Raw genomic sequence first — 14,377 nt, forward strand, 5'->3', positions numbered from 1 at the left:
CTCAGGCCCGCTTGAGCACCTCGGTGATCAGCTGCTTCGCCTCGGACTGGATCCGGGTCAGGTGCTCCGGCCCCTGGAACGACTCGGCGTAGATCTTGTAGACGTCCTCCGTGCCGGACGGGCGGGCGGCGAACCAGCCGGACTCCGTGGTCACCTTGAGGCCGCCGATCGGGGCACCGTTGCCGGGGGCGGCGGTGAGCGTCGCGCTGATCGGCTCCCCGGCCAGCTCGGTCGCGGTCACCTGCTCTGGCGAGAGCTTGGCGAGCACAGCCTTCTGCTCCCGGGTCGCCGGCGCGTCGATCCGCGCGTACGCGGGCGCGCCGAAGCGCCCGGCCAGCTCGGACCAGTGCTCGCTCGGGGTCCGCCCGGTGGTGGCGATGATCTCGGCGGCGAGCAGGCAGAGCAGGATGCCGTCCTTGTCGGTGGTCCAGGTGCTCCCGTCGCGGCGCAGGAACGACGCGCCCGCGCTCTCCTCGCCGCCGAAGCCGACGGCCCCGTCGAGCAGCCCCGGCACGAACCACTTGAAGCCGACCGGCACCTCCAGCAACGGCCGACCCAGATCGGCGGCGACCCGGTCGATCATCGAGGAGGAGACCAGGGTCTTGCCGACCGCGGCCGCCGGGCCCCACTGCGTCCGGGTGCGGAACAGGTTTGCGATCGCCACCGCCAGGTAGTGGTTGGGGTTCATCAGGCCGCCGTCGGGGGTGACGACGCCGTGCCGGTCGGCGTCGGCGTCGTTGCCGGTGGAGACCTGGTAGTCGGCGCGGGCTGCGATCAGCGACGCCATGGCGTTCGGCGAGGAGCAGTCCATCCGGATCTTGCCGTCGCCGTCCAGGGTCATGAACCGCCAGGTCGGGTCGACCGTCGGGTTGACCACGGTCAGGTCCAGCCGGTGCCGCTCGGCGATCTCGCCCCAGTAGGCCACGCTGGCTCCGCCCAGCGGGTCGGCACCGATGCGCACCCCGGCGTCCCGGATCGCGTCGACGTCGATGGCCGCCGGGAGGTCGTCGACGTAGCCGGCGAGGAAGTCGTACGTCCCGGTGGTGTCGGCGGCGCGGGCCCGCGCGTACGGGATCCGCTTCACCTCCTTGAGCCCGGCGGCGAGGATCGCGTTGGCGCGGTCCTGGATCCACTTCGTGACGTCGGTGTCGGCCGGCCCGCCGTGGGTGGGGTTGTACTTGAACCCGCCGTCGTCGGGCGGGTTGTGCGACGGCGTGATCACGATGCCGTCGGCGAGCGCGCTGGTGCGCCCCCGGTTGTGGGCCAGCACGGCGTGCGACAGGGCCGGGGTGGGGGTGTAGCCGTCCCGGCTGTCCACCAGCACGGTCACCTCGTTGGCGGCGAGCACCTCCAGCGCGCTCACCGCGGCGGGGGCGGACAGGGCGTGGGTGTCCCGGGCCAGGAAGAGCGGGCCGTCGACGCCGCGCTCGCGCCGGTAGTCGCAGAGCGCCTGGGTGACCGCGAGGATGTGGTCCTCGTTAAACGCGTTCCTCAGGCTCGACCCGCGATGGCCGGAGGTGCCGAAGGAGACCTGCTGCGCCGGGTTCTCCGGGTCGGGGTGCTCGGCGTAGTAGGCGGTCACCAGCCGCGGCACGTCGACCAGGTCGGCGGGCTCGGCGGGCTGGCCGGCGCGGGGGTGGGTCACTGCGGCAACCTCCTGGAGCGGGACGGACGTCGACTCTTTCCCGGCGAAGGGCGGGTCACACGTGGCGGATGCTCACGGCTCGACCCGCTGCCCCTTGCCGATCACCACGATGCCGTTGTCGGAGACGGTGTAACGCTGCCGGTCCTTCTCCAGGTCCACGCCGATCTCGACGCCCTCCGGGACGAACACGTTCTTGTCCAGGATGGCCCGGCGGACCACCGCGTGCCGGCCGATCTCGACACCATCCATGAGTACCGCGCCGTCCACGTGCGCCCACGAGTGGACCTTCACGCGCGGCGAGACGATGGAGTTCTCCACCAGCGAGCCGGAGATCACCGCGCCGGGCGAGACCATTGAACCCACCGCCCGGCCCACCCGCTCCCCCCACTGGTGGACGAACTTCGCCGGCGGGTACGGCGGCTGGTTGCTGTAGATCGGCCACTCGAAGTTGTAGAGGTTGAACACCGGGTGCACGTTGATCAGATCCATGTGCGCGTCGTAGAACGAGTCGAGCGTCCCCACGTCGCGCCAGTAGCCGCGGTCCCGGTCGGTGCTGCCGGGAACCTCGTTGTCCTTGAAGTCGTAGACGTTGGCCTCGCCCCGCTCGACCAGCATCGGGATGATGCTGCCGCCCATGTCGTGCTTGCTGGTCTTGTCCTCCGCGTCGCGCTCGACCGCGTCGCAGAGCGCGCCGGTGGTGAAGACGTAGTTGCCCATCGAGGCGTAGATCTGGTCGGGGGCGTCGGGCAGGCCGATCGCGTCGGTGGGCTTCTCGCGGAACGCCCGGATCCGCCGGCCGTCCTCGCCCACCTCGATCACGCCGAACTGGTCGGCCGTCGACAGCGGCTGCCGGATCCCGGCAACGGTCACCCCGGCGCCCGAGGCGATGTGGTCCTCCACCATCTGCCGCGGGTCCATCCGGTAGATGTGGTCGGCACCGAAGACGATCACGTGGTCCGGCTGCTCGTCGTTGATCAGGTTGAAGCTCTGGTAGATCGCGTCGGCCGAGCCGGCGAACCACCACGGGCCGCGGCGCTGCTGCGCCGGCACGGGGGTGACGTAGTTGCCGAGCATGGTCGACATCCGCCAGGTCTGGGTGATGTGCCGGTCCAGCGAGTGCGACTTGTACTGCGTCAGCACGACGATCTTGAGGTAGCCGGCGTTGGCCAGGTTGGAGAGGACGAAATCGACCATGCGGTACATCCCGCCGAAGGGGACGGCCGGCTTGGCCCGGTCCGTGGTGAGCGGCATCAGGCGCTTGCCCTCCCCGCCGGCCAGGACGATCGCGAGCACCTTGGCAGCCATGTACCGACGCTATCCATCCCACCGCGACTTCACCACTCGTACAGGCGCGAATCTGCACTAGTGTGCGGGGGCATGACGGACTCCGCACGGCTGCGCGTCGACCTGCTCACCCGGGAGTACCCGCCGGAGGTGTACGGCGGGGCCGGGGTGCACGTCGAGTACCTGGCCCGGGAGCTGCGCCGGCTCGCCGACGTGCGGGTGCACTGCTTCGGCGCGTCGCGCACCGAGCCGGGCGTCACCGCGTACGCCGAACCGCCCGGCCTGGCCGGCGCGAACGCCGCGCTGCGCACGATGGGCGTGGACCTGGAGATGGCCGCGGGCTGCGCCGGCACCGACGTGGTGCACAGCCACACCTGGTACGCCAACCTGGCGGGGCACACCGCGAAGCTGCTGCACGGGGTGCCGCACGTGGTGACCGCGCACAGCCTGGAGCCGCTGCGGCCGTGGAAGGCCGAGCAGCTCGGCGGCGGCTACGCACTCTCCTCGTGGTGCGAGCGGACGGCGGTGGAAGCCGCCGACGCGGTCATCGCGGTCAGCGAGGGGATGAAGCGCGACGTGCTGACCGCCTACCCGGCGGTGGACCCCGACCGGGTACGGGTGGTCTACAACGGCATCGACACCGCGCAGTACGCCCCGGACACCGGCACCGACGTGGTGGACCGGCTCGGCATCGACCCGTCCCGTCCCAGCGTGGTGTACGTCGGCCGGATCACCCGGCAGAAGGGCCTGCCCTACCTGCTGCGCGCCGCGCGTGACCTGCCCGGCGACACGCAGCTCGTGCTGCTCGCCGGCGCGCCGGACACCCCGGAGATCGCCATCGAGGTGGAGGAGCTGGTCGCCGAGCTGCGCGCGAGGAGGTCCGGGGTGGTCTGGGTGGCCGAGATGCTGCCCAAGCACGAGGTGATCCAGGTACTCACCCACGCCACGCTTTTCGTCTGCCCGTCGGTGTACGAGCCGATGGGCATCGTCAACCTGGAGGCGATGGCCTGCGAGACCGCGGTGGTGGCCACCGCCACCGGCGGCATCCCCGAGGTGGTCGCCGACGGGGAGACGGGGCTGCTGGTGCCGGTCGAGCAGGCCACCGACGGCTCCGGCCGGCCGCTGAACCCGCAGCGCTTCGTCGCCGACCTGGCGGCCCGGATCAACGAGGTGCTGGCGGACCCGAAGCGCGCCACGGAGTTCGGCCTCGCCGGGCGGCACCGGGCGGTCAAGCACTTCTCCTGGGACGCCGTCGCCCAGCGGACGCTGGCGGTCTACCGGTCGGTGGGCGCGGCAGGCTGAGCCGCGCGCGAACGGATCTCGCGCAGTAGGTTGACGGGGTGACTGGACGGTTCCCGATCGAAGACGTCTCCCCCGTCGTCTCCTGCGGTCGCTACCCGGCCAAGGCGGTGGTGGGCGAGCTGGTGCCGGTGGCGGCCCGCGCCTACCGGGAAGGGCACGACGCGCTCGGCTGCAACATGGCCTGGCGCGGCCCCGACGGGCGGGCACGCCCGTTCACCCGGATGCGGCCCGGCGAGCCCGGGCAGGACCGCTGGCACGCCGTCCTGCGGCCGGACGCGGTCGGCGAGTGGGTGTTCGCGGTCGAGGCGTTCCACGACCCCTACCTGACCTGGCAGAACGCGGTGACCAAGAAGATCGCCGCCGGCCAGGGCCCGGAGGACCTGGCCAACGACCTGGCCGAGGGCGTGCGGGTGCTGACCACCGCCGTCGGGCTGGTACCGCCCGGCGAGCGCGACCGGGTGACCGCGGCGGTGGCGGCGCTGCGCGACGACCGGCTGCCGCCGTCCCGGCGGGTCGCCCCGGCGCTGGAGCTGGCCGGCCTGCTCTGGGAACATCCGGTCCGCGAGCTGGTCACCACCGGTGACGAGCACCGGCTGTGGGTGGACCGCGAGCGGGCGCTCTTCTCCGCCTGGTACGAGTTCTTTCCCCGCTCGGAGGGGGCGATCCCGGCGACCGTCGACGCGCCGGCCCGCTCCGGCACGTTCGCCACCGCCGCCGAGCGCCTGCCGGGCGTCGCCGCGATGGGCTTCGACGTGCTCTACCTGCCGCCGATCCACCCGATCGGCCGGATCAACCGCAAGGGCCGCAACAACTCGCTGACCGCGGGCCCGGACGACGTCGGCTCGCCGTGGGCCATCGGCGCCGCGGAGGGCGGGCACGACGCCATCCATCCCGACCTGGGTACGGCGGAGGACTTCCGCGACTTCGTCGCGGCCGCCGCCGAGCAGGGCCTGGAGGTGGCGATGGACCTGGCGTTGCAGTGCGCGCCCGACCACCCGTGGGTGACCGAGCACCCGGAGTGGTTCACCACCCGGGCCGACGGCAGCATCGCGTACGCGGAGAACCCGCCGAAGAAGTACCAGGACATCTACCCGCTGAACTTCGACAACGACCCGGAGGGGATCCGCGCGGAGATCCTGCGGGTGGTGCTGCACTGGGTCGGCGAGGGGATCCGGATCTTCCGCGTCGACAACCCGCACACCAAGCCGTTCGACTTCTGGCACTGGCTGATCTGGGAGGTCAAGAAGGTCGACCCGGACGTGCTCTTCCTCGCCGAGGCGTTCACCCGGCCGGCGATCATGCACGGCCTCGGCAAGATCGGCTTCACCCAGTCGTACACGTACTTCACCTGGCGCACGTCCGCGGCGGAGATGCGGGCGTACTGCGCGGAGCTGGTGGCGGCGGCGGACTACATGCGGCCGAACTTCTGGCCGAACACGCCGGACATCCTGCACGAGACGTTGCAGCACGGCGGCCCGCCGATGTTCAAGATCCGGGCGGTGCTGGCCGCGTTGCTCGCCCCCTCCTGGGGCATGTACGCCGGCTACGAGCTCTTCGAGCACGTCGCCCGCCCCGGCGCCGAGGAGTACCTGGACAACGAGAAGTACGAGCTGCGTCCCCGGGACTGGGCGGGCGCGCAGGCGCAGGGCCGCTCGCTGGCACCGTTCATCGCCACCCTCAACCGGGTACGCCGGGACAACCCGGCCCTGCGCCGGCTGCGCAACCTGGTCTTCCACGACATCGACAACCCGGCGCTGCTCTGCTGGTCCAAGCGCGACCCGGAGACCGGCAACACGGTGATCGTGGTCTGCTCGTTCGACCCGCAGACCGTGCAGTGGGGCAACACCACGCTGGACATGCCGGCGCTCGGCTTCGACTGGCACGAACGCTTCACCGTGCACGACGAGCTGACCGGGGCCGGCTACGACTGGGGGCAGCGCAACGCCGTCCGGCTCGACCCGTACCTGCAACCCGCGCACGTGCTGACCGTGCGCCGGCCGGCCCCGCCCGACCTGGTGACCCGCGCCGCGACCGGCCCGGCGGGCCGCACCGTCGAAGACGTCCCCGACGAGTTCTCGGGCGGCGCCGCCCCGACCGTTCCGGCCCAGGAGGACGACCCGCGATGGAGCAGCTGATCGCCGGCCACACCCACGACCCGCACGCGGTGCTCGGCGCGCACCCCGCCGACGGGCGCACCGTCATCCGTACCCTGCGCCGCGGCGCCGGCGACGTGGCGGTGCTGGTCGGCGGGGAACGGCACCCGATGACGCGGGTGCACGACGTGGGCGTGTTCGAGACGACCGTGCCGGGCGAGGTGCTCGACTACCGGGTGGAGGTCGACGGGCGGGCCCACGACGACCCGTACCGGTACCCGCCCACCCTGGGCGAGCTGGACCTGCACCTGATCGGCGAGGGCCGGCACGAGCGGCTCTGGGAGGCGCTCGGCGCCCGGGTCTTCGACGAGGGTGTGGCGTTCGCCGTCTGGGCGCCCAACGCCCGGGGCGTGCGGGTGATCGGCGACTTCACCGGCTGGGCGCCGGACGACGGCTGGCCGATGCGCTCGCTCGGCGCCAGCGGCGTGTGGGAGGTCTTCGTGCCGGGCGCCCGGACCGGCGCCCGCTACAAGTACCGCGTCCTCGGCGCCGACGGGCACTGGCGGGACAAGGCCGACCCCCTCGCGGCGTACACCGAGGTGCCGCCGGCCACCGCGTCGGTGGTGCACCACTCCCGCTTCGAGTGGACCGACGCCGCCTGGCTGGAGCGGCGGGCGCGACGGGCGCCGCACCAGGAGCCGATGAGCATCTACGAGGTGCACCTCGGCTCGTGGCGACCCGGCCTGGGCTACCGGGAGCTGGCCGACGAGCTGACCGCGTACGTCACCGAGCTGGGCTTCACCCACGTGGAGTTCCTGCCGGTGATGGAGCACCCGTTCGGCGGCTCCTGGGGCTACCAGGTCACCGGCTACTACGCCCCGACGGCCCGGTTCGGCGACCCGGACGACTTCCGTTACCTGGTGGACCGGCTGCACGCCGCCGGCATCGGGGTGATCCTCGACTGGGTGCCGGCGCACTTCCCCCGCGACGAGTGGGCCCTGGCCCGCTTCGACGGCACGCCGCTCTACGAGCACCCCGACCCGCGCCGCGGCGAGCACCCCGACTGGGGCACGTACGTCTTCGACTTCGGCCGCCGCGAGGTGCGCAACTTCCTCGTCGCCAACGCGCTCTACTGGTGTTCCGAGTTCCACGTGGACGGGCTGCGGGTGGACGCGGTCGCCTCGATGCTCTACCTGGACTACTCGCGGCAGGAGGGCCAGTGGGCGCCGAACGTGCACGGCGGCCGGGAGAACCTGGAGGCGATCGCGTTCCTGCAGGAGGTGAACGCGACTGTCTACCGGCACCACGCGGGGGTGGTGATGGTCGCCGAGGAGTCCACCGCCTGGCCGGGGGTCACCCGGTCCACCGCCAACGGCGGCCTCGGCTTCGGGTTCAAGTGGAACATGGGCTGGATGCACGACACCCTGCTCTACACCTCGAAGGACCCGATCTACCGGCAGCACCACCACCATCAGCTCACCTTCTCGCTGGCGTACGCCTGGAGTGAGAACTACATGCTGCCGATCAGCCACGACGAGGTGGTGCACGGCAAGGGCTCGCTGGCCGGCAAGATGCCCGGTGACACCTGGCAGCGGCTGGCCACCGTGCGCGCGCTGCTGGCGTACATGTGGGCGCACCCGGGCAAGCAGCTGCTCTTCATGGGCTGCGAGCTGGCCGACGACCGAGAGTGGAGCGAGGAGCGCGGCCTGGACTGGTACCTGCTGCACGACCCGGCCCGGGCCGGGGTGCAGCGGCTGGTCGGCGACCTGAACGCGGTCTACCGGGACACTCCGGCGCTGTGGGCGCAGGACACCGAGCCGGCCGGGTTCCGCTGGATCGCCGGCGACGACGTCGCCAACAACACCGTCTCGTTCGTCCGGATCGCCCCCGACGGCTCCACCCTGGTGTGCGTGGCCAACTTCTCCGCCCTGCCGCTGCGCGACTACCGCATCGGCCTGCCCGCCGCCGGGACGTGGCGGGAGGTGCTGAACACCGACGCGCACCACTACGGCGGGTCGGGGGTGGGGAACCTGGGTGCCGTGCCGGCCGAGGACGTGCCGTGGCAGGGCTTCCCGGCTTCCGCCGCACTCCAGGTGCCGCCGCTGGGCGCGCTCTGGCTCCGCCGGGACTGACCGGCGGCTTCCGCACCACGCCGGCCGCCCCCGGTGGCTCTCCGGCGTCGCGGCCGGTGGTGTGGCCGTCGCGGTCACCGCCGCGGCGGCCTTCGCGGTGGCCACCGGCACCGGCCAGGCGGCCGAGAACTGCCAGGGCCTAAACACGGCGCTGCGCAACAACCTGACCTTCATCGCCGAGCAGCAGCAGAACCCGGATGCCAACTCGGCCGCCCGGATCGCCAACCGGCAGGCGGTTGTCGACCTCCTCCAGCAGCGCCGGGCCGCAGCCGGCTGCACCGCCGACATCGAGGCCGCGCAACCGGCCGGCACCGGGGGCTGACGGCCGTCGGGCGCGGGCCCGGTCGGGCGTACCTCAGACCAGGCCCACGTCCCGCAACAGCTTCCACAGGCCGGCGCCGTCGGGCGCGGAGAGCCACTTCTGCCCCACCGGCCCCTCGGAGGGGCGGCCGTGCGGGACGGGCATGCTACCGGCCAGCACCGCCTGGGTGGGCGAGAGGCGGCGGATCGCCACCCCGGCCACGTTGTCCGGGTGGGCGGCGGCGAACTCGCGGTAGATCTCCTGGTCGTGCTGCCCGTCGTCGCCCACCAGCAGCCACTTCACCTCGGGGAACTCCCGGGCCAGCCGGGCCAGCGTGACCCGCTTGTGTTCCCGGCCGCTGCGGAACCAGCGGTCCGCGGTCGGGCCCCAGTCGGTCAGCAGCAGCGGCCCGGCCGGGTAGAGGTGCCGGGACAGGAACCGGGTCAGCGTCGGCGCGACGTTCCAGGCGCCGGTGGAGAGGTAGAACACCGGCGCGCCGGGGTGCGCCGTGACCAGCCGCTCGTAGAGCACCGCCATGCCGGGCACCGCGGCCCGGGCGTGCTCGTCGAGGACGAACGTGTTCCAGGCGGCGAGCAGCGGGCGGGGCAACGCGGTGACCATGACGGTGTCGTCGATGTCGGAGAGGATGCCGAAGCGCACCTCCGGATCGAGGATGCGCACCGGCGCCTCGACCGGTTCGGCGTCCGGCAGGCTGAGCCGTACCGACCCCCAGCCGGGCGGCAGGTCGGCCTCGACCATGGTGTCGATGAAGCCGCTCCGGTCGGTCTGCGCCTCGTGCCGTACCCCACCCGCCTCGATGGTCACCGCCACGTGCTTGGCCGGCAGGGTGGTGAAGCTGCGCCAGCCGCGCACCTTGTCCAACCGGGCCCGCTGGCGGGTGTCCGGCCGGCCCAGCAGCACCCGGCACATCACCCGCACCCAACCGGGCGCGCCGTAGCCGGTGTACGCGACGATGTTGATCCGCCAGCCGGTGCGCCGCAGCCGCCGCTCGACCAGCTGATGCACGGCGTCCTCGATCCGTGCGGCCCGGTGCAGGTTGGGTACGGCCAACTGGCCTGCCGGAGTGGGTGGCACTCTGCAACCCTGCCACAACCCGGCGATTCCCGGCTACGCGGGACGTGGGCGCCCCGGTGCCGCCGAGTCGGCCGATCCGCCCCGCCCGGGCGCGGGCCCGTGCAAGACTCCGGTCGGGACGACGACGGGGGCGTTGGTCGTGTCGCAACCAGTGCAGCACCACGGGCGGTGGCGCCCGCAGCTCGACCGGCCGGCGCTCGTCGCGCTGCTGTTCGGGCTGGCCGGGGTCGGCTACCGGCTGGTCCTGACGCTGCATACGGTGCCGGCGTCGAACAGCGACGAGGCGACCTTCGGCCTGGCCGCGCTGCACATCGCGCAGGGCCGGGAGCTGCCGGTCTTCCTCTACGGCCAGCGCTACATGGGGACGCTGGAGTCGTACCTGGCCGCGCCGCTGGTCGCGCTGACCGGGCCGAGCTGGCCGGTGCTGCGCCTACCGTTGCTGCTGCTCTACGCGCTCTTCCTCTGGCTGATCCACCGGCTGACCCGGCGGGTCGGCTCGCCGTGGTTCGCCACCTTCGTCGTCGGCCTGCTGGCGCTCGGTTCGGAGCGGGTGGTGCGGGACCAGCTGACCGTGGTGGGCGGCCGGCCGGAGGTGAAGGCGGCGGTGCTGCTGATGCTGCTGATCGCCGTGGGGCTCGCCCGGGACAGCGTGCGGCACCGGCGGCTGGCCGTGGGGCTCTTCGGCCTGCTCGCCGGGGTGGCCGCCTGGTCGGACTGGTTGATCCTGCCGTACCTGGGGGTGGCCACGCTGGTGCTGCTCTGGGTGGCCCGCCGCGAGCTGCTCGGCTGGGCCGGGGTGCTGCTGGCGGCCGGGTTCGCCCTCGGGATCGCGCCGATGATCCGCGACAACCTGGTCGCTCCGCCGGGCGAGGACTCGCTGTCGGTGTTCCAGGAGATCAGCACCCGGGCCGGGCCGGCGCCGCCGTGGGCGGATCGGCTGCGCGGCGGGCTGGTGGAGGGGGTGCCGCTGGCCACCGGCGGCTGCCCGGTCGACGGCTGCGCCCGCTGGCAGGAGTGGTTCGGCCTGCTCTACCCCGTGCTGCTGGTGGTGGCCGCGGTGGTGGCGCTGGTCGCGTACCGCCGGGCCGCGGGTGGCGCGCGGAGCCGGCGCGTCGGGCCGGTGGTGCACCTCGCGCTGGTCGTGGGGGCGGCGCTGACCCTGCTGTCGTACGTGCGTAGCCCGCTGGCCGCCAACGACCCGCTGAGCAACGCGCGCTACCTGTCGGTGCTGCAGCTGTCCCTGCCGGCGGTGCTCTGGCCGCTCTGGCTGGCGGCGGTCGCCTGCTGGCGGGGCACGGCCGGCGCGCTCGGCCGGCTGACCGGGGCGGTCGCCACCGCCGGGCTGGCCGCGCTCGCCGCGACCATGGTGGTGATCACCGTGCTGTTCGCGACCACCGGCAGCGGGGCCTCCCGCACCGACGAGCGGCAGGCCCGCGAGCTGGCCGACGCGGTCCGCGCGGGCGGCCTGCGGGAGGTGTACGGGGACTACTGGACCTGCAACCGGTTGATCTTCAATACCGCCGAGGAGGTGGCCTGCGGGGTCATCGACGAGTGGTTCACCCCCGGGCAGAACCGGTATCCGGCGTACTGGCGGCAGGTGGGCCGGGCGGACCGGCCGGGTTACGTGGTGGAGGCCGGCTCGACGCTGGAGCGGCGGATGCGCCGGCTGCTCGGCGACGGGGCCGACGCCGCGCTGGTCGTCGAGGTGGACGGGTATCGCGTGTACCACCCGCGGACGCCGGTCCGGCCGTGGCGGTAAGGGCCGGGCCGTACGCTGGCCGGACCGGTGCGCGGGCGCCGGGCCGATCGAGGAGTCCCCGATGCTCATCCTGCTGCCGCCCTCGGAGGGCAAGGCCGACGCCGGCACCGGCCGGCGGCTGGACCTGTCCCGCCTCTCCCTGCCGGAGCTGACCGGCGCTCGGGAGGAGGTGCTGGCCGCGCTGGTGGCGCTCTGCGCCGGGGGCGACGAGGAGGCCGCCCGGTCGGCGCTGGGGCTCAGCGAGGGCCAGCGCGGTGAGCTGCGCCGCAACGCCCGGCTGCGGGAGGCGGCCAGCACGCCGGCCGGGCGGCTCTACACCGGGGTGCTCTACGAGGCGCTCGACCTCGACTCGCTGCCCCCGGCGGCGCAGCGGGCGGCCCGCCGCTCGGTGCTGATCAGCTCCGGCCTCTGGGGCGCGGTACGCCTCACCGACCGCATCCCGCCGTACCGCTGCCCGATCGGGGCGAAGCTGCCGGGGGTGGGGGCCCTGGCGGCGTGGTGGCGGCGGGCGCTGGCGCCGGCGATGACCGCGGCGGCCGGCGACGGGCCGGTGCTCGACCTGCGCTCCGGCGCCTATGCGGCTACCTGGACACCCCGGGGCGCGACGGCCGGGCGCACCGTGACCGTGCGGGTGCTGCACGAGCGGGAGGTCGACGGTGTTCCCGTCCGGTCGGTGGTGAGTCACTTCAACAAGGCGACCAAGGGACGGCTGGTGCGCGACCTGCTGCTCGCCGGCGCCCGGCCGCGCACCGCCGACGGGCTGGTGACCGCGCTGCGCGACCTGAAGTACCCGGTGCTGGAGCAGCTCGCGGTGGCCGGCCGGCCACGCCAGGTCGATGTGGTGGTCACCGAGCTGTAGGGCTGCCGCAAGATTTCCTCAAGGCTGGGGCGGATCGGTACCGCCGGTGGGGTCGAGGGGTCACGGTAGGGGCACCCCGACGCCGACAAGGAGTGCCTGAGTTGGCTCCCGAACCGACCCTGCTCGATCGGCCCCGCCGGCCGACGAACCCGCCGCCGCTGGACTGGCTGACCCTGGCCGACGCGTTCGAGGCCGCCTGCCTGCTGCGCTGCATGCCGCCGCCGGCCGTCGCGGGGGCCCGCCGACCGGCGAGCACGTACCGGCCGGCGACGGTCGAGTTCAACCGGGAGGAGGCAGCACAGCGGATGCGGCAGCTGCTCGCCCGGCTCGACGTTGCCGTCGAGCACGAACTGGCCGTCGGCGGGCTGCGCCGCCGCTACGAACTGCACCGACTCTCCGTGCCGCGCGCGCACCAGCCGGCGTACGCGTCGCTGCTGGCGGCCGGGTGGCGGCAGGGCCGGCGGGAGTTGCTCGGCGGCCCGGTTCCCGGCGCGTCGATGGCCCGGCGGGTGTGGCGGCCCCGGCTGGCCGCGGCGGCCTGGCGCGCCGCGCTGCTGGCCGGGGGCCGGCACGTACGCCGGCACATCCTCGGTGTCCGGCTCACCGACCGGGAGCTGGCCGCCGTCCTGGTCCGGGGCGCGGCTCTGCTGGACGTCCCGGCGCTGCTGCGCCCGGGTACCGGCTGCTTCCTGGTCAGCGTCGCCGACGGGCCGGACCGCCAGCGGATCCTGCACAGCGCCGCGCTGGGGCCGGCCCGGGCGTCGGTCCAGACATGACCGCCGGCTGAGGCTGATTGGTGTCGTCCGCCACGCCGACGACGGGTGGGAGGTGATCGACGCCGCTGTGCCGGCGGAGGCCACCCAGCCGGACCGGTGAGGCCGAGGGTTGCGGCCGACCGCCTCCGCGTCGCAGAGTGCAGCCCGTGAGTCGAACCCGGTCCCACCGCGCCCGGCCGCGCCCTGCCCGGCTGCCAGCGCTGCTGGCGCTGCTGCTGGTCGCGGCCCTGCCCGGCCTCGCCGGCTGCCGGGACTCGCCCGGCCCGCCCGTGCAGATCCGGATCGCCACCGGCAGCCCGACGGCGGTCTACCACGCGTTCGGGCAGTCGCTGGCCACCATCCTCAACCGGGAGCTGCCGGGGGTACACGCCAGCGTCGTGGTGACCGCCGCGTCGGCCGAGAACGTCCGGCTGGTCGGTGACGGCGCGGCCGAGCTGGGCTTCACCCAGGCCGACGTGCTGCCCGCCGCCCCGGCCGCGCACCCGTCGGTCGCCGCGGTGGCCCGGGTCTACGACGACCTGCTGCACCTGGTCACCACCGCCGGCGGCCCGGTCCGCACGCTGGCCGACCTGCGGGGGCGGCGGGTCTCCGTGGGTGCCGCCGGGTCCGGCACCGAGATCACCGCGTCCCGGCTGCTGGAGGTGGCCCGGCTGGGCGGCGCTGAGGTGCGCCGGCACCGACTCGGTCTCGACGACTCGGTCGCGGCGCTGCGGGCGGGCCGGATCGACGCGTTCTTCTTCTCCGGCGGGCTGCCGGTGCGGGCCGTCGAGGAGCTCGCGGCCGGCAGCGCCACCCGGATCGTCGACCTGGGCGGCTGGACGGAGCCGCTGCGGGCCAGCAACCCGGAGGTCTACGTCTCGCGGGACATACCCCGCTCGGTGTACGGCACGGACCCGGTGACCACGGTGGCCAACCCGAACTTCCTGATCGTCCGCGCCGAACTGCCGGAGCGGCTGATCAGGGAGGTGACCCGGCTGCTGATGGAACGCCGGGAAGAGCTGGCCGCCGCGCACCCGGCGGCCGGGCGGATGAGCCCCCGCTCGGCCATCGCCACCGCCCCCCTGCCGCTGCACCCCGGTGCCGCCGCCTGGTACCGCGCCGCCAAGCCCTGATCCCGTCCCGGTCTCCGAC

11 protein-coding genes are annotated in these 14,377 nt (G+C 73.7%); 8 read left to right on the forward strand and 3 right to left on the reverse strand.

The features are described 5' to 3' along the window. Position 1: 1 nt before the first annotated feature. A complete protein-coding gene (gene pgm / locus C1I99_RS07225; protein ID WP_111133422.1) occupies positions 2-1,645 on the reverse strand; it encodes a phosphoglucomutase (alpha-D-glucose-1,6-bisphosphate-dependent) in 1,644 nt (547 codons plus the stop codon). A gap of 72 nt (positions 1,646-1,717) precedes the next feature. Then, positions 1,718-2,950 carry a glucose-1-phosphate adenylyltransferase gene (glgC, locus tag C1I99_RS07230; RefSeq protein ID WP_111133423.1) on the reverse strand — a complete coding sequence of 411 codons (1,233 nt, stop codon included), beginning with the start codon at positions 2,948-2,950 and terminating at the stop codon, positions 1,718-1,720. 72 nt (positions 2,951-3,022) lie between these two features. On the opposite strand from glgC, the gene glgA reads away from it, so the two are divergent. The 4 genes from glgA to C1I99_RS07250 all read left to right on the forward strand — a co-directional run bounded on the left by glgA (position 3,023) and on the right by C1I99_RS07250 (position 8,778). Next, complete coding sequence (gene glgA, locus C1I99_RS07235) at positions 3,023-4,231, forward strand: glycogen synthase (RefSeq protein ID WP_111133424.1); 1,209 nt, start codon at positions 3,023-3,025, stop codon at positions 4,229-4,231. A gap of 38 nt (positions 4,232-4,269) precedes the next feature. Next, positions 4,270-6,366: an alpha-1,4-glucan--maltose-1-phosphate maltosyltransferase gene (locus C1I99_RS07240; protein WP_111133425.1), complete on the forward strand. Its 2,097-nt coding sequence runs from the start codon at positions 4,270-4,272 to the stop codon at positions 6,364-6,366. Continuing rightward, positions 6,354-8,456 carry a 1,4-alpha-glucan branching protein GlgB gene (glgB, locus tag C1I99_RS07245; protein ID WP_111133426.1) on the forward strand — a complete coding sequence of 701 codons (2,103 nt, stop codon included), beginning with the start codon at positions 6,354-6,356 and terminating at the stop codon, positions 8,454-8,456. Before C1I99_RS07240 ends, glgB begins: the two co-directional genes overlap by 13 nt. 61 nt (positions 8,457-8,517) lie before the next feature. Further along, a complete protein-coding gene (locus tag C1I99_RS07250; protein WP_111133427.1) occupies positions 8,518-8,778 on the forward strand; it encodes a hypothetical protein in 261 nt (86 codons plus the stop codon). Between the two features lie 33 nt (positions 8,779-8,811). On the opposite strand, the gene C1I99_RS07255 is transcribed toward C1I99_RS07250, so the two are convergent. Then, on the reverse strand, positions 8,812-9,852 hold the full coding sequence (locus tag C1I99_RS07255; RefSeq protein WP_111133428.1) for an App1 family protein phosphatidate phosphatase: 1,041 nt from the start codon (positions 9,850-9,852) through the stop codon (positions 8,812-8,814). A 139-nt stretch (positions 9,853-9,991) separates the two neighbouring features. Here C1I99_RS07255 and C1I99_RS07260 point away from each other — a divergent pair, with 139 nt between their 5' ends. The 4 genes from C1I99_RS07260 to C1I99_RS07275 all read left to right on the forward strand — a co-directional run bounded on the left by C1I99_RS07260 (position 9,992) and on the right by C1I99_RS07275 (position 14,358). Continuing rightward, on the forward strand, positions 9,992-11,611 hold the full coding sequence (locus tag C1I99_RS07260) for a glycosyltransferase family protein (protein ID WP_111133429.1): 1,620 nt from the start codon (positions 9,992-9,994) through the stop codon (positions 11,609-11,611). 61 nt (positions 11,612-11,672) lie between these two features. Beyond that, positions 11,673-12,470, forward strand: a complete 798-nt coding sequence (yaaA, locus tag C1I99_RS07265; RefSeq protein ID WP_111133430.1) for a peroxide stress protein YaaA — start codon at positions 11,673-11,675, stop codon at positions 12,468-12,470. 101 nt (positions 12,471-12,571) lie between these two features. After that, positions 12,572-13,246, forward strand: coding sequence for a hypothetical protein (locus tag C1I99_RS07270; protein WP_111133431.1), 675 nt, complete (start codon positions 12,572-12,574; stop codon positions 13,244-13,246). A gap of 146 nt (positions 13,247-13,392) precedes the next feature. Beyond that, positions 13,393-14,358, forward strand: coding sequence for a TAXI family TRAP transporter solute-binding subunit (locus tag C1I99_RS07275; protein WP_111133432.1), 966 nt, complete (start codon positions 13,393-13,395; stop codon positions 14,356-14,358). Positions 14,359-14,377: the final 19 nt, after the last annotated feature.

The sequence above is a fragment of the Micromonospora deserti genome (genome assembly GCF_003236335.1).
Classification (GTDB): Bacteria; Actinomycetota; Actinomycetes; order Mycobacteriales; family Micromonosporaceae; genus Micromonospora; species Micromonospora deserti.

Bases quoted from the DNA above. Each gene is read 5' to 3' on its own strand.
- glgC (WP_111133423.1), bottom strand. From the start codon at position 2,950: ATGGCTGCCAAGGTGCTCGCGATCGTCCTGGCCGGCGGGGAGGGCAAG.
- glgA (WP_111133424.1), top strand. From the start codon at position 3,023: ATGACGGACTCCGCACGGCTGCGCGTCGACCTGCTCACCCGGGAGTAC.
- glgB (WP_111133426.1), top strand. From the start codon at position 6,354: ATGGAGCAGCTGATCGCCGGCCACACCCACGACCCGCACGCGGTGCTC.
- yaaA (WP_111133430.1), top strand. From the start codon at position 11,673: ATGCTCATCCTGCTGCCGCCCTCGGAGGGCAAGGCCGACGCCGGCACC.